The sequence below is a fragment of the Sphingobium sp. B2D3A genome (assembly GCF_025961795.1).
Classification (GTDB): Bacteria; Pseudomonadota; Alphaproteobacteria; order Sphingomonadales; family Sphingomonadaceae; genus Sphingobium.
In genome coordinates, this window is record NZ_JAOQOI010000001.1 from 2,218,727 (window position 1) to 2,244,326 (window position 25,600).

22 protein-coding genes are annotated in these 25,600 nt (G+C 66.5%); 14 read left to right on the forward strand and 8 right to left on the reverse strand.

Going from position 1 to position 25,600, the window contains the following annotated elements:
- Positions 1-4: 4 nt before the first annotated feature.
- Positions 5-499 (reverse strand): nuclear transport factor 2 family protein, encoded by a 495-nt coding sequence (locus tag M2337_RS10320; RefSeq protein ID WP_181559502.1) that lies wholly within the window; start codon positions 497-499, stop codon positions 5-7.
- Between the two features lie 243 nt (positions 500-742).
- Between M2337_RS10320 and M2337_RS10325 the strand changes: the two genes are divergently transcribed.
- On the forward strand, positions 743-3,259 hold the full coding sequence (locus tag M2337_RS10325) for a TonB-dependent receptor (protein WP_264570152.1): 2,517 nt from the start codon (positions 743-745) through the stop codon (positions 3,257-3,259).
- A gap of 3 nt (positions 3,260-3,262) precedes the next feature.
- Here M2337_RS10325 and M2337_RS10330 read toward each other — a convergent pair whose 3' ends face one another.
- From M2337_RS10330 to M2337_RS10345, 4 genes are all read right to left on the reverse strand, one after another.
- Positions 3,263-3,856: a GNAT family N-acetyltransferase gene (locus M2337_RS10330; protein WP_264570153.1), complete on the reverse strand. Its 594-nt coding sequence runs from the start codon at positions 3,854-3,856 to the stop codon at positions 3,263-3,265.
- The gene (locus tag M2337_RS10335; RefSeq protein ID WP_264570154.1) at positions 3,853-4,281 is read right to left on the reverse strand and encodes a ketosteroid isomerase-related protein; all 429 of its coding nucleotides are present in this window, start codon (positions 4,279-4,281) and stop codon (positions 3,853-3,855) included. The genes M2337_RS10330 and M2337_RS10335 overlap by 4 nt, the downstream gene beginning before the upstream one ends.
- A gap of 96 nt (positions 4,282-4,377) precedes the next feature.
- On the reverse strand, positions 4,378-4,599 hold the full coding sequence (locus M2337_RS10340) for a hypothetical protein (protein ID WP_264570155.1): 222 nt from the start codon (positions 4,597-4,599) through the stop codon (positions 4,378-4,380).
- Between the two features lie 140 nt (positions 4,600-4,739).
- The gene (locus tag M2337_RS10345) at positions 4,740-5,225 is read right to left on the reverse strand and encodes an RNA pyrophosphohydrolase (RefSeq protein WP_181559507.1); all 486 of its coding nucleotides are present in this window, start codon (positions 5,223-5,225) and stop codon (positions 4,740-4,742) included.
- Positions 5,226-5,383: 158 nt separating this feature from the next.
- Between M2337_RS10345 and M2337_RS10350 the strand changes: the two genes are divergently transcribed.
- The 9 genes from M2337_RS10350 to trxA all read left to right on the forward strand — a co-directional run bounded on the left by M2337_RS10350 (position 5,384) and on the right by trxA (position 19,754).
- Positions 5,384-7,255: a 2-oxoacid:acceptor oxidoreductase subunit alpha gene (locus M2337_RS10350; protein ID WP_264570156.1), complete on the forward strand. Its 1,872-nt coding sequence runs from the start codon at positions 5,384-5,386 to the stop codon at positions 7,253-7,255.
- Positions 7,252-8,298 carry a 2-oxoacid:ferredoxin oxidoreductase subunit beta gene (locus tag M2337_RS10355; protein WP_264570157.1) on the forward strand — a complete coding sequence of 349 codons (1,047 nt, stop codon included), beginning with the start codon at positions 7,252-7,254 and terminating at the stop codon, positions 8,296-8,298. Before M2337_RS10350 ends, M2337_RS10355 begins: the two co-directional genes overlap by 4 nt.
- Before the next feature lie 92 nt (positions 8,299-8,390).
- Positions 8,391-10,739 carry a PAS-domain containing protein gene (locus tag M2337_RS10360; protein ID WP_413716140.1) on the forward strand — a complete coding sequence of 783 codons (2,349 nt, stop codon included), beginning with the start codon at positions 8,391-8,393 and terminating at the stop codon, positions 10,737-10,739.
- 4 nt (positions 10,740-10,743) lie between these two features.
- Positions 10,744-11,202, forward strand: a complete 459-nt coding sequence (gene tsaE / locus M2337_RS10365; RefSeq protein WP_264570159.1) for a tRNA (adenosine(37)-N6)-threonylcarbamoyltransferase complex ATPase subunit type 1 TsaE — start codon at positions 10,744-10,746, stop codon at positions 11,200-11,202.
- Complete coding sequence (locus M2337_RS10370) at positions 11,199-12,191, forward strand: aminoglycoside phosphotransferase family protein (RefSeq protein ID WP_264572237.1); 993 nt, start codon at positions 11,199-11,201, stop codon at positions 12,189-12,191. The genes tsaE and M2337_RS10370 overlap by 4 nt, the downstream gene beginning before the upstream one ends.
- On the forward strand, positions 12,188-12,913 hold the full coding sequence (locus M2337_RS10375) for a nucleotidyltransferase family protein (protein ID WP_264570160.1): 726 nt from the start codon (positions 12,188-12,190) through the stop codon (positions 12,911-12,913). The genes M2337_RS10370 and M2337_RS10375 overlap by 4 nt, the downstream gene beginning before the upstream one ends.
- Positions 12,906-15,935, forward strand: a complete 3,030-nt coding sequence (gene addB / locus M2337_RS10380) for a double-strand break repair protein AddB (RefSeq protein WP_264570161.1) — start codon at positions 12,906-12,908, stop codon at positions 15,933-15,935. The genes M2337_RS10375 and addB overlap by 8 nt, the downstream gene beginning before the upstream one ends.
- Positions 15,928-19,404, forward strand: coding sequence for a double-strand break repair helicase AddA (gene addA / locus M2337_RS10385; RefSeq protein ID WP_264570162.1), 3,477 nt, complete (start codon positions 15,928-15,930; stop codon positions 19,402-19,404). Before addB ends, addA begins: the two co-directional genes overlap by 8 nt.
- A 29-nt stretch (positions 19,405-19,433) precedes the next feature.
- Positions 19,434-19,754: a thioredoxin gene (trxA, locus tag M2337_RS10390; RefSeq protein WP_181559514.1), complete on the forward strand. Its 321-nt coding sequence runs from the start codon at positions 19,434-19,436 to the stop codon at positions 19,752-19,754.
- A 103-nt stretch (positions 19,755-19,857) separates the two neighbouring features.
- On the opposite strand, the gene M2337_RS10395 is transcribed toward trxA, so the two are convergent.
- Together M2337_RS10395 and argJ are read right to left on the reverse strand one after the other, a co-directional pair.
- Positions 19,858-20,655 (reverse strand): inositol monophosphatase family protein, encoded by a 798-nt coding sequence (locus tag M2337_RS10395; protein ID WP_264570163.1) that lies wholly within the window; start codon positions 20,653-20,655, stop codon positions 19,858-19,860.
- A 5-nt stretch (positions 20,656-20,660) separates the two neighbouring features.
- Positions 20,661-21,884 (reverse strand): bifunctional glutamate N-acetyltransferase/amino-acid acetyltransferase ArgJ, encoded by a 1,224-nt coding sequence (gene argJ, locus M2337_RS10400; protein ID WP_264570164.1) that lies wholly within the window; start codon positions 21,882-21,884, stop codon positions 20,661-20,663.
- Between the two features lie 124 nt (positions 21,885-22,008).
- On the opposite strand from argJ, the gene M2337_RS10405 reads away from it, so the two are divergent.
- A complete protein-coding gene (locus M2337_RS10405; RefSeq protein ID WP_264570165.1) occupies positions 22,009-22,320 on the forward strand; it encodes a hypothetical protein in 312 nt (103 codons plus the stop codon).
- Positions 22,321-22,354: 34 nt separating this feature from the next.
- On the forward strand, positions 22,355-22,537 hold the full coding sequence (locus tag M2337_RS10410; RefSeq protein ID WP_264570166.1) for an energy transducer TonB: 183 nt from the start codon (positions 22,355-22,357) through the stop codon (positions 22,535-22,537).
- Positions 22,538-22,624: 87 nt separating this feature from the next.
- Here the strand turns inward: M2337_RS10410 and M2337_RS10415 are convergent, their stop codons facing one another.
- Positions 22,625-23,092 carry an Hsp20 family protein gene (locus M2337_RS10415; protein WP_181559518.1) on the reverse strand — a complete coding sequence of 156 codons (468 nt, stop codon included), beginning with the start codon at positions 23,090-23,092 and terminating at the stop codon, positions 22,625-22,627.
- Positions 23,093-23,681: 589 nt separating this feature from the next.
- Here M2337_RS10415 and M2337_RS10420 point away from each other — a divergent pair.
- Together M2337_RS10420 and M2337_RS10425 are read left to right on the forward strand one after the other, a co-directional pair.
- Positions 23,682-24,932: a lipoprotein-releasing ABC transporter permease subunit gene (locus M2337_RS10420; protein ID WP_264570167.1), complete on the forward strand. Its 1,251-nt coding sequence runs from the start codon at positions 23,682-23,684 to the stop codon at positions 24,930-24,932.
- A complete protein-coding gene (locus M2337_RS10425) occupies positions 24,925-25,596 on the forward strand; it encodes an ABC transporter ATP-binding protein (RefSeq protein WP_264570168.1) in 672 nt (223 codons plus the stop codon). The genes M2337_RS10420 and M2337_RS10425 overlap by 8 nt, the downstream gene beginning before the upstream one ends.
- Positions 25,597-25,600: the final 4 nt, after the last annotated feature.

Genomic DNA, 25,600 nt, shown 5'->3' on the forward strand with positions numbered 1-25,600 from the left:
GGGGTTACCGCTTGATGATCAGCGATTCCGGGCGCTTGCGGGGCACCCATTCGCCCTTGCCGGGGAAGTTCTTCAACACTTCGCCATCCCAAAGGCGCACGGTGCGGCGATGGAACAACCAGCCCCCGTCCGCGCCCTTCACGGCATGGTCGTCATACCAGCCCGCAAAGCGCAGCAGATAGGGCGGCTCGCCCTCACATTCGGTCACGAAGGCGAAGGAGCGCATCTTCACCGATCCGTCCGGCTGCGGCATGAACTGCGTCTGGGTGACATGATGCTGCCGGCCCGGAAAGCCCGGCGCGTTGCGATAATGCTCGGCAATGCCGCGAATGCCTTCATGGCCCTCCCAGATGTCGGGATCTTCGAAGACCTCTTCCACCATGCGCGCATCGGGCGTGAAGCAGGCGACCAGCCCATCGACATCGCCGGTATCCAGCGCCCAGCTATAATTGGCGATAAGATCCTGCAGGCCGAGCCTGTCTTCAATGGGCAAAGTCATTGCGCGCCTCTCCTCTTATGTGTGCCATCCCTGCAGCGGGGCAGGGTGACATTTTAGTACAAATTGCAGGATTGAAGGCGGCGGCGGCATTTTGCAATGCGGTCTTGGCGGACAGGCCAGAAATGGACCTGTTTCGCTGTTTGCCATCCCCATCCGGTCGAGCCTCGGCTCTCCCTTGTTCTGAAGGTTCATATGCCAGCCAAACGACGCACTGCCGCCGCTCTGTTCCTGGCGACCTCTTCCTTGGCCCTGATCCCAGCAATGGGCCAGGCGCAGGAAGCGGATACCCATCTCGATGAGGGCGTGGGTACGGATATCGAGGAGATCGTGGTGAGCGGTCAGCGCGAGCGGGGCGCGGTCATCGGCAATGCCACCCCCGAGTTGCAATTGCGCCCCGCCGACATCCGCGCACTGGGGGTCAGCACGATCAGCGACCTGCTGACCGAACTCGGTCCTGAACTGCAGAGCGCGAGCGGGAAGCCACCGGTGACGTTGCTCGAAGGGCACCGCATTTCCGGCTTCCGCGAGATCGCCCGCCTGCCGGCCGAGGCCATCGCGCGGATCGACATCCTGCCGGAAGAGGTTGGCCTTCGTTATGGTTACGGCGCCGACCAGAAGGTGATGAACATCGTCCTGCGCCAGCGCTTCCGCGCGGTCACGGCCGAGGTCGACGGCCGCGTACCGACCGCTGGCAATGGCGCTTCGCTGGAGCTGGAGGGCGGGCTCTTCCTGATCCGCAACAGCCAGCGGGTGAACATCAGTGCCGAGCATGAGAGCATCGATCCGATTCTGGAGAGCGATCGCGGGCTGGACCGTGCAGAGAGCCCGGCGCGCAGTCTCCAGGCCGCGCAGGAGACGCTCACGCTCAATGCCAGCTATAGCCGTCCCCTGGGCGAACGCACCAAGGCGACACTGAGCGGCGAGCTGGTCACCAACCGGCGGGACAGTCTGGTTGGCCTCACTCTGCCGGGCGTGACGATTCCCGCCGGATCGCCTTATGTGCCGGGCACCGACGATCTGCTGTTCTACCCGCAACTGGCCGGCGCCGGCGCTCTGGGGCGCGCCTCCAAGAGCCAGACCGGCACGGTCGGCCTCACCGTCAATGCCGAGCGCAGCACGGGGCAATGGACGCTGACCGCCAATTATGCGCGCGCCGAGAGCCGCGTCATCACCGGCCGCCCGTTCGATCTGTCAGATTATGCCGACGCGCTGGCGGCCGGCGATCCGGCGGCCGACCCTAGCCTGCCGATCGATGCCGCCTTTCTCAACGCGCGCGCTGCGGACCTCACACGCAGCACCTCGGATACGGCGGACATCACCTTCATCCATAACCGGCCGCTGTTCAGGCTGCCGGCCGGTGAGGTCATGGCCACGATGAAGCTGGGCGGCGCGCTCACGCGGATCGAGAATATGCGCGAGCGCGATCTGGTCCCTTCGGTTCGCGACCTTGGGCGGGACAGCGCGACCGGGTCGCTCACCGTGGACATCCCCCTCATGCCCGCCTCCTCGGGCATCGGACGCATGTCCGCCAATGCCACGCTCGGGCTCGATCATTATTCGGATGCCGGCACGTTGCGGAACTTCGGGCTGGGTCTCAACTGGTCGCCGCTTGGCTTCCTGTCCCTCTCGGCCGGTTACAGCGATGAAGACTCCGCCGCGACGGTGGCTCAGATCGGCGACGCGCAGACCTTTACGCCCTTCGTACCGATCTTCGATTTCGCGCGCGGCGAATCCGTGCTGGTGACAACAATCACCGGCGGCAATCCCGATCTCGACAAGGCGCGGGTGAAGACGTTCCGGCTCGGGGCGGACATCTCGGTGCTACGCGAGCCGCGCCTGCGGTTCGACATATCCTACAATCACCGCGCGACCGAGGGTGGCGTGTCGGCCTTTCCGGGCGTGACGGCGGACACCATCGGCGCTTTCCCGGAGCGTTTCCTGCGCGATGAAAGCGGCCGCCTCACGCAGGTGGACCTGCGCCCGATCAACATCGCCGAGCAGACGCGGGAAGTGCTCCGCTGGGGTTTCAGCTTCAGCAAGCGCCTTCGCACACCCCAGAGCCAGATCGATGCCATGCGGGCTGCCTTCCAGCGGCGGCAGGCCGAGCGGGCAGCGCGCGGGGAGACGGGCGGTGCGGATCGGCCGGGCAGGGGCGGACAGGCCGGAGCCGAGACGCCACCCGGCGCGGATGGACCCCCTCCGGGCGATTCACCCGGTCCCCGGCCGGGCGGCTTTGGTCCCGGTGGTCCCGGTGGACGGGGCGGTGCAGGCGGTGGCGGACGTGTCGATTTCTCGATCCACCACGAGTGGGCGCTGACCAACACCACGCAGTTGGCGCCGAGCCTGCCCGTGCTCGACCTGCTGGATGGCGATACGCTGGGCGACACCAGCGGGCCGTCGCGGCATCTGATCGAGTTGCGCACCGGCGTTTCGCAGAGCGGCTATGGTCTGCGGCTGACCGGCAGCTGGCGCAGCCCCTCGCGCGTCAATGGCACCGCAGGGCTGCCGGCCAGCCAGCTTCGGTTCGGAGCGCTGGCCAAGGTGGATGTGCGGGCGTTCGTAAACTTCACGCAGATGCCCGGCCTGATCGAGAAAGCCTCGTTCCTGCGCGGCGCGCGGCTCCAGCTCGGGGTCGAGAATGTCTTCGATACACGCCAGCGCGTCACGGATGGCAATGGCGCGGTGCCCTTTGCCTATCAGCCTGCCTTCATCGATCCGCTGGGCCGCACCGTCCGGCTGAGCTTCCGCAAACTGTTCTAGTCGCTACAGATCGCGGGACCAGAACTGCATCGGGTGGCTGGTCTCGTCCGTCTGGTCGATGTCCTTCCAGCGATATTCCGCCATGATGCGCTCCAGCGGCTGATAGCCCCGCTTGCGCCAGAATGGGCCAAGGTCGCGGGCCTCAGCGGGGCGGAGCGGATGATCGGCAGAGCGAATGACGCCGCAAAAGCAGGTCGCCGTCGCGCCGGCCTCGCGTGCGGCGGCTTCGCGCGCATCGAAAAATGCGTGGCCAAGCCCATGGCCACGATAGGCACCGAGCAGCACGGACTCGCCGAAGTAGAAGAGCCGATCCACCTCGATGCCCTGCGCGCGGAATGGCGCCTGCAGCGGTTCGTCCTGCCCGCTCATGGGCGAGGCGGTGGCGGCGCCGATGATGGCGCTGCCATCCCGTGCAATGACCAAAGCCGCATCGTCGCCGTCGAGAAACGCGCTCAGATAGCGCTGCTCGTAGTCGACCGAGCCATCGTAGAGATAGGGCCATTCGCGAAAGACGGTGATGCGCAGGCGGGCGAGATCGTCGATGGCGGCATGGCGCGTCTCGCGGTCCCGCAGCGTCTCGACGGTCAGGTTGCTCACGCCGGCGCGTCTTCCCGGCTGACCTGCGCGACCCAGTCGGCGAGATTATAATAGACGGTGACACGGCGGATCAGATTATCGCGCACCTCGAAGAAGGCCGCGGCCGGCAGCACATAGCTTTGGCCATGCGCGGGAGGCAGGCCGGCCTCGCCGACGAGATATTCGCCATGGACGATGAATTCCGCCGCGGCGCGACTGCCGTCCTCATTCACCATCAGCGCGATGTCGGCGAGGCGCTCGCGATAGGCGCGGTCCATCCGGCCCAGAAAGGCGCGGAAGGCGTCCTTGCCGGATTCCCGTTCGCCCTGATTGATATCATGCACCACATCGTCGGCGAGGCAGGCCAGCATGGTCTCGGCATCGCCGACATTGAAGGCGTCATAATATCGCGCGAGGAGGGCGCGGGTCTGGCTTGCTGAGGTCATCGCAGGTCTTTCCTGATCCATGGGAGGCGGATCGCAAACCTATTCACGGTTCAACAATCGAGCGCAAGACATGGCCGAACTGGGTGCGCCTTGGCGTCAGTGGCAGTAGGTCTGCTTGAGGGTCACCCCATCGATCATCAGGCCGCCCACGATCATCACCGCGCCGCAGCAGCTGGCGTAGAGCAGATAGCCCGGAAAGCCGGGATAGATCTCAAGATAATGGGCCCCCCGCGCGGTCGCGCCCATGGCGACGCCGAAGATCGCCAGATAGGCCTCGAACTTGGTGCGAATGGTGAAGAGGCGGGCGATCTTGCGCATCTCTGGTCCTGTGCATCGCGAGTCCGAAGGGCGAGATGCAAAGGTAAGGATCGCGTTAACCATCTGCAATCGCAGGAGGCGGGTGCGTTTGACAGCTGTGTCAGGATGGGACGGTACCGGCAATCCTGCCGGCCCCAATTTTAGAGCAGGTGCGCAAATTCCTGCACGACGGCGCGATAGACCGGGCGCTTGAACGGCACGATCAGATCCACCAGCCGGTCGGACGTGACCCACTGCCACGCCATGAACTCCTGATGCTCGGTGGCAATGTCGATATCGCTATCCTCGCCCTTGAAGCGCAGCAGGAACCAGCGTTGCGTCTGGCCGCGATATTTGCCGCCCCACAGCCGGCCCATCAGCTCTTCCGGCAGATCGTAAAGATGCTCCTCCGTCGAGCGGGCGATGATGTCGACGAGATCGGCCGCAATGCCGGTTTCCTCGCCCAGTTCGCGCAGCAGTGCCTGCTCCGCCGTCTCGCCCTTGTCGATGCCGCCCTGCGGCATCTGCCAGGCGTCGCCCTCCTTGGAATCGAGTCGCTGGCCTACGAACACCTCGCCCTGACGGTTCGCCAGCATGATGCCGACGCAGGGGCGGTAGGGGAGAGAGGCGGGGTCGATCTTGGTCATGACGAGGTCGCGATTTCATCCGTTAAAAGAAGTTCACGGCCGCGATGGCAAGCCGGAGAGAAAAAGGCAATGCTCTGTCGCGCGCAGCTTTTCTACTTTGCTCGGCTGGGCTCGACGGACTAGGGGCGATGCAACCACTGCATTACTAGAGTCTGAGCATGGCATCTGCCGCACCCACATCGACCATAACTCACAGCAGCGAAGAGGCTGCGCCCGAAGCCGTTGTCGTCCGTTTTGCCGGAGACAGTGGCGATGGCATGCAGCTCACCGGCGGGCAGTTCACCCTGTCCACCGCGCTGGCAGGCAATGACCTTGCGACCTTCCCCGATTTTCCGGCGGAAATCCGGGCGCCGCAGGGCACGCTGTTCGGCGTGTCGGCGTTCCAGATCAACTTCGGCTCGTCCGAGATCACGACGGCGGGCGATGCGCCCGATATCCTGATCGCGATGAACCCGGCCGCGCTCAAGACCAATGTCGTGGATTTGAAGCCCGGCGGCCTCATCATCGCCGACACCGGCGAGTTCAACGAGCGCAATCTCGCCAAGGCGAAATATGAGAGCAATCCGCTTGAGGACGGCTCGCTGGCGCGCTGGCAGGTGCTGGCGTTCGATATCTCCGCGCTCACGTTGGAAAGCGTGAAGCCCTTCGGCCTTGGCAACAAGGAAGCGCTGCGCTCCAAGAACATGTGGACGCTCGGCTTGGCGCTGTGGATGTTCGATCGCAGCCGCCAGCCGATCATCGACTGGCTAAAGGCCAAGTTCGCAAAGGCGCCGGAGATCGCCGATGCCAACATCGCCGCGCTCAATGCCGGCCATGCCTATGGCGAGACCGCCGAGCTGGCCGCGCCGCTCAAGCAGCTCCATGTCGCCCCGGCGCCGGCCCCCGAGGGGCTGTATCGCACGGTGACGGGCGCCGAGGCGATCTCGCTCGGTCTCGTCGCGGGTGCGCAGCTGGCCAGCCTGCCGATGTTCTTCGGCGGTTACCCCATCACCCCGGCCAGCTCGATCCTGCATCATCTCTCGCGCCTCAAGGAATATGGCGTGACGACGTTCCAGGCCGAGGACGAGATCGCCGCCATCGCCAGCGCGATTGGCGCGAGCTATGCCGGGTCACTGGGCGTTACCAGCTCGTCCGGCCCCGGCATTGCGCTCAAGGGCGAGGCGATGGGCCTTGCGATCATGACCGAGCTGCCGCTGGTGATCGTGAACTCGCAGCGCGGCGGTCCCTCGACCGGCCTGCCGACCAAGACCGAACAGTCCGACCTCTATCAGGCCGTCTATGGCCGCAACGGCGATGCGCCGATGCCGGTCATTGCCGCCCGCTCGCCCGCCGATGCGTTTGATTGCGCCATCGAGGCCTGCCGGATCGCCATTGAATATATGACGCCGGTGATGCTGCTGACCGATGGCTATATCGCCAACGCCGCCGAGCCTTGGAAAGTGCCGGATATGAGCGGCTACACGCCGTTCGCCGTCAAGTTCCTCGATGCGGTGCCGGAAGGCGGGCTCAAGCCTTATGCCCGCAATGAGAAGCTGGCGCGGCCGTGGATCAAGCCGGGCACGCCCGATCTCATGCACCGCATCGGCGGCATCGAGAAGGAAGTGAACACCGGCCACATCAATTATGCGCCGGCTAATCACCAGGCGATGACCGAACTGCGCCGAGACAAGGTGCTGGGCATCGCCAAGGGCGTGCGGCAGGAGGTGTCGCTGGGCGAGGAGAGCGGCAAGCTCGTCGTCGTCGGCTGGGGCTCCACCTACGGCCCGATCCATCAGGCGGTCCGGCGCGCCCGGCGCAAGGGGCTGGATGTATCGCACATCCACATCCGCCATATCTGGCCGCTGCCGGAAAATCTGGGTGAGCTGCTCGCCGGCTACGAAAAGATTCTCGTGCCGGAGATGAACACTGGCCAGCTCAAGACCGTGCTGCGCGACCAGTATCTGCTGGATGCCCGCCCGCTCAACAAGATCTCGGGCCAGCCCTTCCGCATCGCGGAAATCGAGGCGGCCATCGAGGGGGTGCTCGCATGAACGACATGACCACATTGACCAAGCCGCGCGTCGAGACCAGCCTCAAGGACTGGGAGACCGATCAGGAGGTGCGCTGGTGCCCGGGTTGCGGTGACTACGCCATCCTCAAGGCCGTGCAGCGCACGCTGCCGCAGCTGGGCGCGGACCCCAAGAACACCGTGTTTGTCTCGGGCATCGGCTGCTCCTCACGCTTTCCTTATTATGTCGAGAGCTACGGCTTCCACACCATCCACGGCCGCGCGCCGGCGGTGGCGACGGGCGTGAAGCTGGCCAATCCGGAACTGGACGTGTGGATCGTCACCGGCGACGGCGACGGCCTTTCCATCGGCGGCAACCACACGATGCACATCCTGCGTCGCAACCTCGATTGCCAGATCCTGCTGTTCAACAACGAGATCTACGGCCTCACCAAGGGGCAATATTCGCCGACGAGCCGGGAGGGGACCAAGAGCCCGTCCACGCCGTTCGGTTCGGTCGACCATCCGGCCCGGCCCTGCGCCTTCGCGCTCGGCTCGGGCGCCCGCTTCATCGCGCGGGCCTATGACGTGTCCAAGCAGCTGCCGGACGTGCTCAAGGCCGCCTATGAGCACAAGGGCGCGGCGTTCGTGGAAATTTTCCAGAACTGCATCGTCTACAACAAGGATGTGTTCGCCGACTTCACCGAGAAGAAGAATGCCGATGTCGGCCAGCTCTGGGTGGAGCATGGCAAGCCGCTGCTCTTCGATAAGGGCGCTAAGGGCATCGCGCTCGACCGCGAGGCGCTGACGCTCAAGGTCGTGGACGTGGTCGATGGCGACTGGCAGGCAGCCGGCGTGATCGTCCATGACGTCACCAACCGCGCCGTTGCGCACATGCTGGTGGAAATGCCCTTCGGCCTGTTCCCGATGGCGCTGGGCGTGCTCTACGATGCCCCCAAGGCGAGCTTCGAGCAGGCCGTGGTGGAGCAAAATGCCCTGCTGGCCAAGGGCAAGACGCCAGACCTGCAGAAGCTGGTGAGCCAGGGCCAGACCTGGACGGTGACGAAGGACGGCCCGGCGCTCTGAGGGCGCCGGTTCCGTTTCTTATCCGGCCAACGCCAAAGAAGGCGCAAGCCGACCTTGTCTCAGGGTGGATTGGCCCGTAATCCACTCCCGTGATTGCCAATGTCCCGTTCTTTCCGCTGATCGTGGGTGCCGTGCTGGCCGTGTGGCTGGTGCTGGCGGTTTGGGCGCTGTTCACCGGCCTCTCGATGCGGCGCAAGGCGGCGCTGGCGCGCACGCACGCCGCGCAACTGGTCGATCTGCTCAACTCTGCTCCCGCCGTCCCCCTGCTCATTCGCCCCGATGGCAAGCTGGATGCGCCGGACAGGCTGGCCGCATGGCTCGGCCGTGAGACGGCGCCCACCGACCTTGATGCGCTACTGGATGCAGATGGCGGCCTGGAGCCGGATCATGCCCGCGCGCTCGCGGCGGAGATCGCAGCAGCGCAGCAGGGCGGCCGACCCTTTACGCTACCGGTGCGGGTCAACGGGTCGGACCGGATGCTGCTCGTGCGTGGCGGTCCGGTGGGCACGCGGCTCGGCAAGGCCGGCACGGTGGTGCTTTGGGTCTTCGACACGACTGACAGCTTCGCGCAGATCCAGGAGCTGCGCGGGCAGGTCGGGCAGTATCGCCAGGCCCTCGATGCGCTATCGGGTGTGATCGAGGCGGCGCCCATGCCGGTCTGGCATCGCGGCGCCGATCATCAGATCAGCTTGGTCAACAGCGCCTATGTGAAGGCAGTGGACGGAAAGTCCGCGCAGGATGTCATCGAGCAGGGCATTGAGCTTGTCGAAGCGGTCGACGGCATTTCCCCGCGCGCATCCGCTGCCAATGCCGCCGCGCGCAAGGCCCCAACCGCCCGGATGCTGCCGGTCACCATCGATGGCAAGCGCCGGTTGATGAAGGTCGTCGATGTCCCGCTCGGCCCCTCGGGCGTTGCAGGTTACGCGATCGACATGCAGGAGCTGGAGGAGGTGCGGGCCGAACTGCGCCACCTCTCGCAGGCCAACCGGGACATGCTGGACAGGCTGTCGGCCGGCGTCGTCCAGTTCGGTGCCAATCAACTGCTGCAGTTCTGCAATCAGCCCTTCCTCAGCCTGTTCGGCCTGACGCCGGAGACAGCGGCGTTCGATACCCATTTTGACCGCGTGCTGGATGCCATGCGGGACAGCGGGCAGGTGCCCGACACACCGGATTTCCGCGCGTGGCGGCAGGAGCGCCGCAACTGGTTCCTCTCGCCCTCCGCGCATGAGGAGCAGTGGCGCCTGCGCGATGGCGTGCATCTGCGCGTCTACGCCCAGCCGCTGCCCGATGGCGGCCTGCTGGTCATCTTCGAGGACCGTACCGAGCATGTCCAGTTGGCCTCGGCGCGCGATACCCTGCTGCGGGTGCGCACGGCCACGCTCGACAATCTGTTCGAGGCGATTGCCGTGTTCGCCTCCGACGGTCGTCTGCATCTGTGGAACAGCCGCTTCACTAAGATCTGGTCGGTGCCCGACACAACCATGGCGGCGCATCCGCGCGTCGATGAACTCATGTCGGCGCTGGCGGATCGCCTGGCGCGACCCGAACAGGCAGGCCTTGTCCATCAACTCATCCGCGCGGCGACGATGGAGCGCCGCCAGCGGGGGGGACGCATCGCCTTTGCCGACGGGCGCTTCTTCGAGTTCGCGGCCATCCCGCTGCCGGACGGCAACGCGCTGTTCACCATGCTCGACACCACCGACAGCCGCCACATCGAGCAGGCCCTGCGGGACCGCAATGAGGCGCTGGAGGATGCGGACCGGGTGAAGACCGCGTTTGTCTCCAACATGAGCTACGAGTTGCGCACGCCGCTCACCTCGATCGTCGGCTTCGCCGAGATGATGGAAGCCGGCTATGCGGGCGAATTGAGCGCCCAGTCGCGCGATTATGTGAATGCCATCATGACGGCAACGACGCGGCTGACGCGGCTGATCGATAATGTGCTGGACCTGACTCAGGGTGCAGCGGGCGGCTTGCCTATCGAGAGGCGCGATATCGATGTGGCCGCGATGGTGCGGCAGGTGGTCGAGGGCCTGAGCGACAAGGCGGACTCGCGCGACGTGACGGTCGACATGTCGTTCGAGCAGGAGCCGGGCACCGTGTCGGGCGACGAGCGCCGGCTGCGGCAGGCTCTCGCCCATGTGGTGGATAATGGCGTGAGTTTCGTGAGCCGGGGCGGGCGGGTGCTTGTGCATGTGCAGCCCGCGCCGGACGTGGTGCGCATCATCGTGTCCGATGACGGCCCGGGCATCGATGCTAAGACACAGGCGCATCTGTTCGACGTTTTCGTGCGGTTCGGGCGTCACGGCGATGGGGCCAATCAGGGGCTCGGACTGCCCTTGGTGCGCCAGTTCGTGGAAGCGCATGGCGGCAGCGTCGATCTCGTCTCCGAGCCGGGGCAGGGGACCAGCGTCACGCTCACTCTGCCGCGCGGAGAATGATGGCGTGTCCGATCGTGCCCTTGCCTTCTCCTCAGCAGACGCGCTCGCCGATTTCGGGGCAGCTTTGGGCGCAAAGTTGCGGCCCGGCGATGTGATCACGCTCACCGGCGGGCTGGGCGCCGGCAAGACGACGCTCGCCCGCGGCCTGCTCAGGGGCCTTGGGCATGAAGGCGATGTGCCGAGCCCGACCTTCGCCATCCTGCAGGGCTATGAGCCGCCCGAGACGCGTCTGCCTGTGGGCCATGTCGATCTCTATCGCATCGAGGACACGGGCGATCTCAGCGAACTCGGGCTGGACGAATGGCTCGAAGATGGCGCGCTGGCGATCGAATGGCCCGACCGGCTGGCGGGGCGCTACAATGCCATTGCCCTTGCCCTGCAAATCGACATTTTGGCGGACGGCACGCGCCGCTTGACAGCGCGGGTGCCGCGCGTTTGGGAGAGCCGATGGCCAGTCACATGATCCCGCCGCCAAGCGCGCGCCCGTTTCTCGATCAAGCCGGATGGCGAGGGGCCGAGATCCTGCCGCTTGCCGGTGACGCCTCGTTCCGGCGCTATTTCCGCGTGGTCGAGGGTGACCGGCGCGCCATTTTGATGGACGCGCCGCCGCCGCATGAAGATCCGCGCCCGTTCATCAGCGTGGGCGAGTGGCTGTGTGAAAACGGATTCGCGGCGCCCGCCATATTGGCGCGGGATCTGACGCAGGGCCTCGTTCTGCTCGAGGATTTCGGCGATGCGCGGGTGCGCGAGCATCTGGACGCCGCGCCGGCCGAGGAAATGGCGATCTACACCCGCGCCGTGGACCTTCTCGTCGATCTTCATGAGCAGCCGGCCCAGAGTGGCCTCGCGCCTTATGACCGCGCCGTCTACCAGCGCGAGGCAGCGCTGTTGACCGAATGGTTCGCTCCGGCGGCAGGCCTTGCGGTCGATGCGTCGGGATACACCGCAGCGTGGGACAAGGTGTTGCCGATTGCCGAGCAGGATATCGCGCCAGTGGTAACCGTGCTGCGCGATTATCATGCCGAGAACATCATGCTGCTGCCGGACCATGCGCGCTCGCACGGGCTCGGTCTGCTGGACTTTCAGGACGCGCTGGCGGGCCACCCGGCCTATGACCTCGTCTCGCTGCTGCAAGATGCCCGGCGGGATGTGAGCCGGGCCGTAGAGCAGGCAATGCTGGCGCATTACCAGGCGCGCACGAAAGTCTCGCCGGATTTCGAGGCGGCTTATGCGGTGCTGGGTGCCCAGCGCAATGCCAAGATCATCGGCATTTTCACGCGCCTGTGGAAGCGCGACGGAAAGCCGCGCTATCTCGATTTCCTGCCGCGCATGTGGGGGCTGCTGGAGCGCGATCTTGCCCATCCCGCGCTCGCACCGGTGGCCGACTGGTTCACGCAGAATGTGCCCGCCTCGGCGCGGGGCCGGCTGGATGCGGGGCAATCCGCGCAATGAGCACCACGCTTGAGACGGCGATGCTGATGGCCGCTGGCCTCGGCAAGCGGATGCGTCCGCTCACGGCCACACGGCCCAAGCCGCTGATCCGCGTCGCTGGCCAGCCGCTCATGGATCATGCGCTGGACCGCATCGAGGACGCCGGCATTCGCCGCACGGTGGTGAACGTCCATTATCTTGCCGGGCCCATCGAGGCGCATCTGGAGTCGCGTGCCCGGCGGACGGGTGCGAGCTATCCGGTCTCCGATGAGCGCGCCCGGTTGCTGGAAACCGGCGGCGGCCTCGTCAAGGCGCTGCCGCTGCTTGGCGACAAGCCGTTCCTGTGCGCGAACAGCGACAATCTGTGGATCAACGGGCCGTTCGATTCCATCCGTGCGCTGGCCCACCGCTGGGATGATGATGCGATGGATGCGCTGCTGCTGCTCATCCCGCACGCCCGCGCCACCGGTCATCGTGGTCTTGGCGATTTCCACATGGAAGCCGATGGCCGCCTGAGCCGGCGCAAGCCCGGCCGCGTGGCGCCGTTCGTCTTCACCGGCGTGCAAATCCTCTCGCCGCGCCTGGTGCGCGATCCGCCGGGCGAGGTCTTCTCGACCAATATTTTCTGGGACCGCGCGATTGAACAGGGCCGCGCCTTTGGCCTGAGCCATGGCGGCCAATGGTTCGATGTCGGCACCCCGCAGGCGATTCCGCTGGTCGAGGCAGGGTTGGCCGATGGCTGAGCGCCGCGCGCCGGCCCTCTTTACCATCCCCGCTCACCGGGCATTTTCGGATGCGCTCGCCGCCGGGCTTCTCGCCCAGCATGGCCGGCGCGATGGCGGGCTGGCGCTCGCACGCGGCATCGTTCTGCTGCCGAACAATCGTGCGGTGCGGGCGGTGCGCGATGCGTTCGTGCGCGCGTCCGGCAACGGGCTGCTGCTGCCGAGGCTGGTGCCCATCGGCGATATCGATTTGGACGAAGCGCTGGGCAGCGCGCTCAGCCCGATCGGGGCGGAAGCGGATATTCCGCAAGCCATCGCGCCGGCCGAGCGGCTGATGATCCTGACCCGGCTGGTGATCGATCAGCGCGCGCGTCGCGGCGAGCGGCTGGAAACGGGCGAGGGCTGGCGGCTGGCGACGGCGCTGGCGGCCGCTTTCGATCAGCTCACCGTCGAGCGCAAGGCGCTGGCCGATCTCAAGGCGCTGCAGCCCGATGACCTCTCGCACCACTGGCAAGCCGCGTTCAGCGATTTCGATGCATTGGCGGCCCAGTGGCAGCAGGAACTGGCCGCGCGCGGGCTGATCGACATGGCCGAGCGGCGCAATCGCCTGCTCGATCATGTTGCGGCCCGCTGGCGCGAGATGCCGCCGGAGCGCTTCGTGGTTGCCGCGGGTGTCGTCACCAATGCGCCAGCCGTGGCGGGACTGCTCAAGACGGTCGCCGGCCTGCCGCGGGGCGCGGTGGTGCTGCCCGATCTCGACCAGAATCTCTCGGATGAGCAATGGGATGCGATTGGCCCCGTCGCGCGGCCCGAGCCGGGGCGCGATCTGCCGCCTCCCGCCAATGAATCGCACCCTCAATTTGCGCTCAAGCTGCTGCTGGAGCGGATGGATGCCCACCGCGCCGAGGTGGCGCTTTGGCGCTGGGGCAGCGAGCATGATGCCCGCGCCGCGCGGGGCAAGGCGATCAGCAACGCGCTGTTGCCGGCCTTGCTGACCGGTGGCTGGCCGGATGTGCCGACCGCGCAGCGCTCACTCAAGGATGTCCGCGCCATCGAGGCGGCGAACCCGGCCGAGGAGGCGCAGGCCATCGCCATCGCCCTGCGCGAGGCGGTGGAGACGGAAGGGCGCACGGCTGCGCTCGTGACACCCGATCGTGCGCTGGGGACGCGGGTGTCCGCGCATCTGCGCCGTTGGGGAATCGAGGCCGACGACAGCGCCGGCCGGCCGCTCTCCCAGCTTCCGCCCGGCACGCTGCTGCTGGCGCTCGTGCAGGCCGGTGCCGAACAGTTTGCGCCGGTGCCGCTACTCGCCCTGCTCAAGCATCCGCTGGTGATGGCTGGTGACGAGCGGCTGGCGTGGCTCGAATCCGTGCGCCGCCTCGATCTGGTGCTGCGCGGCCCCCGGCCGGCAGCGGGATTGACGGGTGTCACCGCCCTGCTTGCGGAGAAGGGCGGCCGGCAGCAGGTGATGAGGGAATCGCTACGGCCCTGGTGGGCGCAGGTCGTGGCACTGCTGGCGCCTTTGGAGGGCGCCTTTTCTGGAGAGCAGAGTCTGCCCGCCCTGTTCGCCGCCGTCCGCGAGGCGGCCTCGGCCCTGACGGAGGAGCGCGTCTGGGCCGGTCATCAGGGCCATGCCGCCGCGCAATGCCTGGGCGATGCGGAAGCCGCAGCACCGCAAGGGCCGGCGCGCGCGGATGGCGCCGGCTTCGTGGGGATGCTCGCGCAGATCCTCGGCGGGCAGGCCGTGCGTCCCCCGCAGGGCGGTCACCCGCGCCTGCAGATCCTGGGCTTGCTGGAAGCGCGGCTGCAGCAGGCCGATCTGATGATCCTCGCCGGCCTCAATGAAGGCGTCTGGCCCGGCCTGCCATCGCCTGACCCATGGCTCGCCCCGCGCATCCGCCGCGCGCTTGGCCTGCCGGGGCTGGATTATCGCATCGGCCTCTCCGCGCATGATTTCGCCAATGGGCTGGGCGCGCCGCAGGTGATCCTCTCCCGCGCCCGGCGGGATGCCTCCGCGCCCACGGTCGCCTCGCGCTTCTGGCTGCGGCTCAAGGCCATGACCGGCGCGCGCTGGGTCGAGGATGACAGGCTGATCGCGCTCGCGCGGGCCATCGACCGGCCTGATGCCCCCGCACCCGCCTATCGTACGCCTGCGCCACGCCCACGCGCGGACCTGCGCCCGCGCGAGATCGCCGTCACCGATGTCGATCGCCTGCGGGCCGATCCCTATGCGTTCTACGCCGCGCGCATTCTGCGTCTGGCGCCGCTGGATGTCGTGGATGCCGATCCCGGCCCGGCCTGGCGTGGTACCCGCGCGCATGATGTCCTCCAGCGCTGGATGGAAGAAGGCGGGCACGATCCCGCGCGGCTCTCTGCGTTGGCGCAGGAGATGATCGCGCAGGCGCAAGCCCATCCCCTACTCAAGACGCTCTGGCAGCCGCGTTTACTGGCCGCGCTCAACTGGGTGGCGGGTGCCGTGCGCGATCAGGCCGGGCAGGGGCGCGAGGTGCTGTTCGGCGAGAAATGGGGCCGCATCGAGCGGGCAGGCGTGACCCTGCGCGGCAAGCCCGACCGGATCGACCGGTTTGCAGACGGCACACTCGCCATTGTCGATTACAAGAGCGGCGCGACCGCCTCGGTCAAGCAGGTCAAGGCCGGCTTCTCGCTCCAGCTCGGTTTGCTGGGGCTGATCGCGCAGGCAGGCGGCTTTGCCAAGGAGGCCGGTCTCGCCGCCGGATCGGATGTGAGCGCCTTTGAATATTGGAAGCTCGGCAAGGGCACGGATGGCAATTTCGGGTTCAAGCGTCCGTTGACCGACCCCAAGGGCAGCTACAAGCGGATCGTGACGGCAGATTTCCTCGCAATGGTCGCCGGCTTCTTCGATGATGCCGTGACGCGCTGGCTGACCGGGGACGAGCCGTTCGCCGCACGCCCGCACAGCGATGCGCCGGTGTTCACCGATTATGACCAGCTCATGCGGCTCGACGAGTGGTTCGCGCGGGATCGACGGGCCGAGGCGCTGCCGGAGGTGAGCCATGGCTGAGGCAGGCGAACTCAACCGGCTGACGCAGGAGCAGGCCAGCGCCTCGGACCCCGCCGCCCATCGCTGGGTGCGCGCCTCCGCCGGCACCGGCAAGACCGCCGTGCTGTCGGCCCGCGTGCTGCGGCTGCTGCTGAGCGGTGTCGCGCCCGAGCACATCTTGTGCCTGACCTTCACCAAGGCGGGCGCGGCGGAAATGGCCGAGCGCGTCCACAGCCGGCTTGCCCGCTGGGTGCAGGGGCAGTCCGTGGACGTCGCGCGCGATCTCGTGGCGCTCGGCGAGGATCCGGGGCCGGAGGCGATCGCCCGCGCCCGCCTGCTGTTCGCGCGCGTGCTGGATGCGACCGGCGGCGGGCTGCGCATCCAGACCATCCACAGCTTCTGTCAGGCGCTGCTGGCTGCCTTCCCGCTGGAGGCCGGGCTGGTCCCCGGGTTCCGCCCGCTCGACGAGCGCGGGCAGGGCGAGCTGGCCCGGCGTGCGTTGATCGCGATGATCGAGGAGGCCGGGCAGGCGCAGGACGATCCGGTGCTGGCGGCGCTGGAGATGCTGGCCCTGCGGCTGGGCGAGGAAGGCACGCAGGCCTATCTCGCGCGCTGCGTGCCCGCGGCGCAACTGCTGGAGATGTTGCCGGAAGATCTGGCGGGCTTCCTCCTTGCCTTCCTCGACCTGCCGGATGGCGACATCGATGCGCATCTGGCGGATCGCTGCGCCGAGGGCGTGTTTCCGGTGGCCGCGTTGCAGGCCGTCGCGCGGGCCAATGGTGCATGGGGTGCCAAATCCGGCCTCGCATGCGCTGATATGATCGCGGCTTGGCTAAGCGGCTCCGAGGTCCAGCGCGCCGAGGGACTGGCGGACCTGCTCGGCGTGCTGCTCACCAAGGAAGGCGAGGTCAAGAACCGCGCCAACAAGAACCTGCTGGAAGCCGAGCCGGATTATGTCGATCTCGCCAGCGCGTGCGGCGCGGCGATCAAGGCTCTGCTCGATCTGCGCAAGCAAGCCGCCTTCGCGCGCACGGCGGCGCAGGGCCTGACGGCGGGCCGTGCTTATGCCCGCGCTTATGCCAAGGCCAAGCGGCAGGCCGGCGCGGTCGATTTCGATGATCTGATCGGCCGCGCGAGTGCGTTGCTCACCCAGCCGGGCATGGCGGACTGGATCCGCTACAAGCTCGACCAGCAGGTCGACCATATCCTCGTGGACGAGGCGCAGGACACCAACGACGCGCAGTGGGACATCGTCTGGTCCATCGTCGAGGAGTTTCTGGAGGTCGAACCAGACGAGCAGGCGCGGCTGCGCACCCTGTTCGTGGTCGGGGATACCAAGCAGGCGATTTTCGGTTTTCAGGGCACCAGTCCCGAGGCCTTTTCCAGCGCCCTGCAGCGTTTCCGCGAGGCAACCGAGCGCGTCGGCCACCCCTTCGCAGAATTGCCTTTGGCCCGCAGCTTCCGGTCCATGCCGGCCGTGCTCGATGTCGTCGACGCCGTGCTGGACGCGGTCGGGCATGACCGTCTCGGGCTGGAAGCGCCCTCCGCGCCGCATCAGGCCGCCCGCCAGCACCCCGGCGAGGTGCTGCTGCTCCCGCCGACCTCATTGCTGCCGAGCGAGAGCGATGAGGACGGCGAGGCTGACGAGACTGCCGGCGAGGGAGAGGAAGACTGGCTGGCCGATCACCAGCGCCGCCATGCCGAGAAGATCGCGCGGCTGGTCAAAGGTATGATCGGCACGCCGCTGGCTACCCAGGGCCGCCTGGCGCGTGCTGGCGACGTGCTGATCCTGCTCCGCAGCCGCAGCGCGCTCTCCCGGCTGATCGTCGCACGGCTGTATGAGGCGGGCGTGCCGGTGGCCGGTGTCGACCGGTTGCGGCTCCAGGCCCCGCTCGCCGTGCGCGATCTGCTGGCGGCCCTGCGCTTTGCGGTGCAGCCCGAGGACGATCTCAACCTCGCCAATCTGCTGGTCTCGCCGCTCATCGGCTGGACGCAGGACGAACTGCTGGCGCGCGCGGTCCCGCGCGAGGGCTCGCTGTGGAGCCACCTGCGCGCGACGTTGGCGCCGGAGCTTCAGGCCCCGCTGCGCACACTGCTGGGGCAGGCCGATTTCACGACGCCCTATCGCTATCTCGAGGCCATTCTCTCCGGCGCCATGGACGGTCGGCGCAAGTTGATCGCCCGGCTCGGCGAGGAGGCGCGCGATGCCATTGACGAATTGCTCAATGCCGCTCTGGGCTTCGAGGCTGACGATCATCCCTCGTTGCAGCGATTCATCGACTGGTTCGACCGTGGCGATGCCGACATCAAGCGCGAACTGGGCGAGGGCGGTGACATGGTTCGGGTGATGACCGTGCATGGCGCCAAGGGGCTGGAGGCGCCCATCGTCATTCTGGCCGATGCCGCCTTTGATCCCAGCCAGCGCCCGCGCGCCGACGCCGTGAGCCTGCCGGTGACCGAGGCCGCCCGCTTGCCGCTCATCCGCCCCGCCAAGGGCGAAGCCGCGCCGGCGATCGAACAAGCCATGCAGTCCGCCGAGCGGCTCGACATGGAGGAGCATTGGCGCTTGCTTTATGTGGGCCTCACGCGGGCGGAAGAGCGGCTGATCGTGACCGGATCGCTCGGCAGTCGGGCCAAGGGGGAGCCGCCCAGGGAAAGCTGGTATCAGGCCGTCGATCTGGCGATGCGAACGCTCGGGGCTGCCGAGGCGGACGTGCCCGACTGGGGCAAATCCCTGCGTTGGTCCGGTCCGGCAGGCCTCACGCCGGCCAAGGCGAAGAAGGCGCGCGAGGCAGATGGCAGCACCGCAGAACCCGCGCTGCCCGCCTGGCTGCGCGCGCCGGCGCCGCAGGAAGCACGGCCGCCGCGTCCGCTGTCTCCCTCCGCGCTGGTTGAGGATGACGTGCCCAATCCGCCGCCGGATGCTGCCATGCGCGCGGCGGCAGAGCGCGGGCGGCTGCTGCACGCGCTGTTCGAGCGTTTGCCAGATCTGCCGGCCGCCGAGCGTTCCGCCGCCGCCATGCGCTGGCTGGAACAGGCCGGCGTGGCCGATGCCGGGATGCGCACCGACCTGCTCGCGCATGTCAGCGCCGTGCTGGACGATCCCAACCATTCTGCACTGTTCGGCCCGGATGCGCTGGCAGAAGCGCCCATCGCGGCCGTCGTAGCCGGGCAGGTGATCGCGGGAACGGTGGACCGGCTGCTGGTGACGGATGATCTCGTCCATATTGTCGATTTCAAGACTGGGCGGCATGTCCCTGACCATGCAGTGGATTTGCCCGCAACCCATGTCCGCCAGATGGCGGCCTATGCGGCTGCGCTGGCCGAAATTTTCCCGGGCCGTCCGCAACGGGTCAGCCTGCTTTACACGGCGGCCCCCCGCCTCATCGATCTGCCGCAGGCCTTGCTCGCTGCGCACAAGCCCGGCTTGCTGGCACAGGAGCACAAGTTGGGCAGCACCGACCTTGAGGCGGACGCCTCGGCAACCTAGATAGACGTTCGACAGAAGGAGTTTCGACGATGGCTACCAAGGCAATTTCCGACGCCAGCTTCCATGAGGACGTGATTGCGTCCGACAAGCCCGTTCTGGTCGATTTCTGGGCGGAATGGTGCGGCCCGTGCAAGATGATCGGACCCGCTCTGGAAGAGATCAGCGAGGAACTGGGCGAGAAGGTGACCATCGCCAAGCTCAATATCGATGACCATCCCGACGCGCCGACTCGCTATGGCGTGCGCGGCATCCCGACCATGATCCTGTTCAAGAATGGCGCGCCGGCCGCCACCAAGGTCGGTGCTGCCCCCAAGAGCGCGCTCAAGGGCTGGATCGAAGGCGAGCTGTAAGGCGATCGACCACCACTGGCGGTAAGCCGAAGAAAGGGCGCCAAATGGCGCCCTTTTTGTTTTCAGTTATCGTTAAAAAACAGCATTTTGTGCTGGGTATTGATTAACCGTACAGAACCGCGGCCGCACGATCCCACAGAGCCGGAGACGCCGCCGCAAGCAGGCCGCGCCCCGGATCGGCCGCCAGCCGATAGGATGAGCCATCGGGGCGCGCGACACGGCCACCCGCTTCGTTGACGAACAGCGCGCCGGGGGCATGATCCCAAGGCAAGGTGCGCTCGAACGCAGCGAGATCATGCACGCCCAGCACGATGCGGGGATATTGCTCCCCGGCGCAGCGCGGAATGTCGGCAATGGCGAACTGGCCTTCGACGCGGTCGATCATCGCCCGCCGGTCGGCGGGGTTCAGGAACAGCACGGACAGTCCGGCAACCGGGATATCCGCGCCGCTCTCCTTGGCCTTTATCGGCTCGCCATCGATCCACGCCCCCTGTCCGAGCGAGGCCTCGCACAGGCGCCCGGTCAAGGGATCGAGAATCCAGCCCGCCTGGATCACGCCGGCATCGGCCAGCGCGACCATGATGGCAAAGGGCGGCTTTCCGGAAGCGAAATTCGCTGTCCCATCAATGGGATCGATCACCCAGTTGAGGCCGGTTTCGAGCTTTTCAGTAAGGCCGGGGTCGGTCGCGCAGGCTTCCTCGCCGACAAGGCCCGCCTCGGGCAGGATGCGGCTCAGCCCTTCATTGAGGCGCAACTCGGCTTCGCGGTCGGCAATGGTCACCAGCTCGCCGACCGTCTTTTCCTCCACCTCATGATTGGCAAGGTTCTGGTAGCGCGGCAGGACAACGTCGCGCGCGACATCACGCAGGAGCGCGCTGACGGCGCTGCTGAGGCTGTTCATGAGGCTTAGCTCCGGTAATCGGCGTTGATCGAGATGTAGCCATGGGTGAGATCGCAGGTCCACACGGTCGCGCGGCCTGTGCCCAGCCCAAGGTCGACACCGATGCGGACATCCTGCCCCTTGAGATGCGCTGCCACCGGGGCCTCGTCATAGCTGTCCACGGCAAGCCCATCCTGCGCCACCCATTTGTCGGCAAAGCGGATGGCGAGCTTGTCGCGATCCGCCGGTTCGCCGGCCTTGCCGACCGCCATGACCACGCGGCCCCAATTGGCGTCTTCACCCGCAATGGCCGTCTTCACCAGCGGGGAATTGGCGATGGAGAGTCCGATGCGCCGGGCGCTCTCGTCGCTGACGGCACCGGTCACCTCCACCTCGATGAACTTTTGCGCCCCTTCGCCATCACGCACCACCAGCTGCGCGAGCTGGGTGCAGATGTCATTGAGCGCTGCCTGAAACGCGTCGGCGCCGGCATCGTCCATGCTCGTGAGGGGGGCGTTGCCGGCCTTGCCGGTCGCGAAGAGCAGCACGGTGTCGCTGGTGGAGGTGTCGCCATCCACGGTGATGCACGAGAAGCTGCGCCGGTTGGCGGCGCTCAGCATCTGCTGGAGCAAATCGGGCGCGATGGCGGCATCGGTGAAGATATAGCCCAGCATCGTCGCCATATCAGGCGCGATCATGCCCGAGCCCTTGATGATGCCGGAGAGGCGGACGGTCTTGTCGCCGATCACCGCGCTTGTCGTCGCACCTTTCGCAAAAGTGTCGGTGGTGCCAATGGTCTCGGCGGCCTGCTCCCAGGTGCAGGGCGTAGCGGCCAGTGCCGCCTCGACGCCGGCCCGGGCCTTGTCGCTGGGCAGCGGCACGCCGATCACCCCGGTCGAGCTCACAAACACGTCGCTGGCGGCGCAGCCAAGGTGCCCGGCGACCTGATCGCGAATCTGGTCCACGGCTTCGCGCCCCCGAAAACCGGTGAAGGCGTTGCTGTTTCCGGCATTGACGATCAATGCGCGCGCCTTGCCCTGCGCGGCGCTTTCGCGGCCAAGCTCGACCTCGGTCGAGCAGCAGACATTCCGGGTGAAGACGCCGGCCACAGCGGTGCCTTCCGCCAGTTCCACATAAGTGAGGTCGCAGCGATCCCACTGCTTGTACCGGGCACGGGCGACGCGCGGCGTCACACCGGCAATATCCGGGAGGGCGGGGAAGGGGCGAGCGAGAGGCGATCGATCAGTCATGCCGCGCGATTAGCGCAAGATGCGGCAGGGGCCAATGCTTCTGGTGCGGCGATCGATATGGCCAGGGTGACCGGTTGCGCCTTGGCGGGTTGCTCGGGCATGATGCGGGAACGGAGATGGGGGCATGAACCGCAAATCACAGGATTTTATATTGGCGCTCGTCGGTGTGGCTGGGCTCGGGACCTTGCTGCTATGGGCTGGGAAGGCCGTGCAGGCCGACGTTGATTATGCAGGGCATTTTGAGCGCGCGAGGGCGGCATTCGGTGCCGTTGTGGAAGCTGTGGTCCTCGGCGTACCCGAAACCATCGAGGACGACTATGCGCATGTCGAGGTTCCGCCGCCTTATGATCCGGCAAAAGATGCCCTGAAAGCGCCAGCAACGCGGGCCAGGCTGCAGGGAGCCGTGCCAGCCGTCGACTATCCTCGCCCGGCGTAACGGCTGGGAAGGCGCGACTATCATCCATTTCACCGTGGATGAGACCGGCCAGCCTTTCGATTGCAGACTGGTGGAAAGCAGCGGCCATGATGTGCTGGACAAGGCCTCATGCGTGATGATCACGACGCGTGCGCGGTACACGCCGGCGCGCGATGCGCTGGGTCAGCCAGTGATAAGCGGCTTTAACCAGCGTATTCGCTGGCAGCTCGAGGAATGATGCGGCGCGAAGGTCCGCCATAAAAAAAAGCGCCCGGGTTTCCCCGGGCGCTCATCTCTCCGACTGGTGAGAGAGGGTTGAAACGGATCAGGCGGCGTTCTTGTCGCTTGAGAGGTCGATGACCTCGCCCTTGCCGTTAATGGCGATCTTGCGCGGCTTCATCGCGTCCGGCACCTCGCGGACCAGCTCTACGATGAGCAGGCCGTCGGCGAGGTCGGCGCGCTCGACGCGCACGAAGTCGGCCAGCTCGAACCGGCGCTCGAAGCTGCGGTTCGCGATGCCGAGGTGAAGATAATTGGCGCGCTCGCTCTCCGCGACCTCAGCCTTGCGGCCAGTGATCTGGAGCAGGTTCTGCTGCGCCGTGATGTCGATTTCCTCCGCCTTGAAACCGGCGACGGCGACCGTCACGCGATAGCGATCCTCATCGAGGCGCTCGATGTTATAGGGCGGATAATTGTCCGTCTGCTGCAGGCGCGCGCTGTTCTCGATAAGGTCGAACAGGCGATCGAAGCCGACAGTGGAGCGGCGATAGGGAGTCAAATCAAAGCCACGCATAATCAAATCCTCCATTGGAGCGTGTTTGAACTGCGATGCCAGGCCCGAAGTCGGCGCCCGGTGCATCAGCCGATCCCCATCATGGGCGACCGGACAGGGCAGAGATATGCGCGCGCCATGCCCTTTCAAGAGGGGCAGGTGTGGCGAGTGATCATGATTTTTGCACAGCCAAGCGGTGCCGCGCGCGCTGACATCATCCGGCAACAATCGGGTGCTAGGCGTGCGGGGAAGATCGCCACAAAGACTAAGCGCCCAGATCGTTGCCGATCCGGGCGCCCGTGGACGATTAATCGTCTCCCCCTTTGGCGTCGCTTCCGCTCACCTGTCCGGCCCCCTCAAGCGAGTCAGGCGGGACGCGACATCCCTGAACCACGGCCTGCTATGATTGCCTGTGTTTCGCCGCTGACGCTAGGATGGCGCACGGCGGCTGTCATCAGGCAAGTTGCGACGCTACGAAATTGTTAAGCACCCTGTGCCATATCCGCAACAGGCGCGCCATGTCCCCGGTTGGGCCGCAGGGCCTTGCCACTCCCTCCCCCGCACCATAGAGGTGCGCAGACTGTCCCCCCGCGAGGCTTCTGCCCCTGCCATGATCCTCAATCGTTACGAACGCATGATCGCCCGGCGCTACCTGCTGCCTGGCAAGGGCGAGGGATTCATCTTCCTCGTCGCCTCCATCAGCCTCGTCGCGGTGATGCTGGGCGTGGGCGCGCTGATCGTGGTGATGAGCGTGATGAACGGCTTTCGTGCCGAACTGTTCGACAAGATCGTGGGTTTGAACGGCCATGCGGTGGTGCAGGGCTATGGCGGGCGGCTGGACAATTGGGAGGAGATCGCGCGGCAGTCGCGAGCCACCCCGGGCGTTACCAGTGCAACGCCGCTGATCGAGCAGCCGCTGCTGGCGACGTTTAACGGCCGGGTGGAAGCGGCCCTGATTCGCGGCATGACGGAAGCCGATATTCACGACAATGCGTCGCTCTCCGGCAAGGTGCTGGCAGGCTCGCTCAAGGATGTGCGGGCCGGCAGTGGCAAGGTCGCGATCGGCTCCCGCCTGGCTGAGGCGCTTGGCGTGGGCGTTGGCCAGTCGATCAGCGTCATCAATCCGGCCGGGCGCTCGACGCCCTTCGGCACGGTGCCGCGCCAGCTCCCCTATGAGATCGGCGCTGTCTTCGAGATCGGCATCTACGATTATGACAAGGCGTTCGTGATCATGCCGATGCAGGATGCCCAGACGCTGCTGCTGATGGGCGACAAAGTCGGCATGGTCGAGCTGCAGACGGAAGACCCCGACCGCGTCGGCGAGATCCTGGCGCCGCTGACCAAGCAGGTGGCGACGCAAGGCCAGGTGATCGACTGGCGACAGATGAATGCCAGCCTGTTCGAGGCACTGCAGGTGGACCGCGTGGTCTCCTTCGTCATCCTCTCGCTGATCATTCTGGTCGCGGTGTTCAACATTCTCTCCTCCCTGATCATGCTGGTCCGCGCCAAGACACGCGACATCGCGATCCTGCGCACAATGGGCGCCACGCGCGCCAGCCTGTTGCGGATTTTCGTGACGGTGGGCGTGACCATCGGCACGCTCGGCACCGGCGCAGGCCTTGTCCTCGGCTCGGTGATCCTGTTCTTCCGCCAGGGCATTGTCGATGGCGTGCAGATGCTCACCGGCCAGCAACTCTGGGATCCGTCGATCCGCTTCCTGACCTCGCTGCCGTCCAAGCCCGATCCGGTCGAGATTGGCGCGATCTGCATCATGGCGGTGGGCTTCAGCTTCCTCGCCACGCTTTATCCGGCCTTCAAGGCTGCCAATACCGACCCCGTACAGGTGCTGCGCTATGAGTGAGGTGCTCTCCGTTCACAGCCTGTCGCGCAGCTTCACGCAGGGCGGCGCCAAAATCGACGTGCTGCGCGGCGTGGACCTGAACGTGCAGGCCGGCGAGATCGTGGCGCTGCTCGGCCCGTCCGGCTCCGGCAAGTCGACCATGTTGCAGGCGATCGGCCTGCTGGAGGGCGGCTTTGGCGGCTCGATCCGCCTCTGCGGCGTCGAAGTTGCAAGCGAAGGTAATGATGGCCGCACGACGCTGCGGCGCGAGAAGCTCGGCTTCGTCTACCAGTTCCATCATCTGCTGCCCGATTTCAGCGCGGTCGAGAATGTCATCCTGCCGCAGCTGATCCTGGGGAAGAGCAAGGTTGAGGCGCTGGCGCGGGCGGAAAGCCTGCTCACCAGCCTCGGTCTCGGCCACCGGCTCGAGCACAAGCCGAGCCAGCTTTCCGGCGGCGAGCAGCAGCGCGTCGCGGTGGCGCGCGCGCTTGCCAATCGCCCGGCGCTGGTGCTGGCCGATGAGCCGACCGGCAATCTGGATGAGCGCACGGCCGATGTGGTGCTGGACGAATTCATCCGGCTCGTTCGCGAGCAGGGCTCAGCCGCGCTCATCGCAACGCATAATGAGCGGCTGGCGGCGCGGATGGACCGGATCGTTCGGCTGCATGACGGGTTTCTCGATTAGCGAT

Excerpts from the sequence above, each read along its gene's own strand:
- M2337_RS10425 (WP_264570168.1), top strand. The coding sequence starts at position 24,925 with ATGAGTGAGGTGCTCTCCGTTCACAGCCTGTCGCGCAGCTTCACGCAG.
- argJ (WP_264570164.1), bottom strand. The coding sequence starts at position 21,884 with ATGACTGATCGATCGCCTCTCGCTCGCCCCTTCCCCGCCCTCCCGGAT.
- M2337_RS10405 (WP_264570165.1), top strand. The coding sequence starts at position 22,009 with ATGAACCGCAAATCACAGGATTTTATATTGGCGCTCGTCGGTGTGGCT.
- M2337_RS10355 (WP_264570157.1), top strand. The coding sequence starts at position 7,252 with ATGAACGACATGACCACATTGACCAAGCCGCGCGTCGAGACCAGCCTC.
- M2337_RS10415 (WP_181559518.1), bottom strand. The coding sequence starts at position 23,092 with ATGCGTGGCTTTGATTTGACTCCCTATCGCCGCTCCACTGTCGGCTTC.
- M2337_RS10320 (WP_181559502.1), bottom strand. The coding sequence starts at position 499 with ATGACTTTGCCCATTGAAGACAGGCTCGGCCTGCAGGATCTTATCGCC.
- addA (WP_264570162.1), top strand. The coding sequence starts at position 15,928 with ATGGCTGAGGCAGGCGAACTCAACCGGCTGACGCAGGAGCAGGCCAGC.
- M2337_RS10340 (WP_264570155.1), bottom strand. The coding sequence starts at position 4,599 with ATGCGCAAGATCGCCCGCCTCTTCACCATTCGCACCAAGTTCGAGGCC.
- M2337_RS10335 (WP_264570154.1), bottom strand. The coding sequence starts at position 4,281 with ATGACCTCAGCAAGCCAGACCCGCGCCCTCCTCGCGCGATATTATGAC.
- addB (WP_264570161.1), top strand. The coding sequence starts at position 12,906 with ATGGCTGAGCGCCGCGCGCCGGCCCTCTTTACCATCCCCGCTCACCGG.
- M2337_RS10420 (WP_264570167.1), top strand. The coding sequence starts at position 23,682 with ATGATCCTCAATCGTTACGAACGCATGATCGCCCGGCGCTACCTGCTG.
- M2337_RS10370 (WP_264572237.1), top strand. The coding sequence starts at position 11,199 with ATGATCCCGCCGCCAAGCGCGCGCCCGTTTCTCGATCAAGCCGGATGG.
- M2337_RS10395 (WP_264570163.1), bottom strand. The coding sequence starts at position 20,655 with ATGAACAGCCTCAGCAGCGCCGTCAGCGCGCTCCTGCGTGATGTCGCG.
- M2337_RS10345 (WP_181559507.1), bottom strand. The coding sequence starts at position 5,225 with ATGACCAAGATCGACCCCGCCTCTCTCCCCTACCGCCCCTGCGTCGGC.
- trxA (WP_181559514.1), top strand. The coding sequence starts at position 19,434 with ATGGCTACCAAGGCAATTTCCGACGCCAGCTTCCATGAGGACGTGATT.
- M2337_RS10375 (WP_264570160.1), top strand. The coding sequence starts at position 12,188 with ATGAGCACCACGCTTGAGACGGCGATGCTGATGGCCGCTGGCCTCGGC.
- M2337_RS10350 (WP_264570156.1), top strand. The coding sequence starts at position 5,384 with ATGGCATCTGCCGCACCCACATCGACCATAACTCACAGCAGCGAAGAG.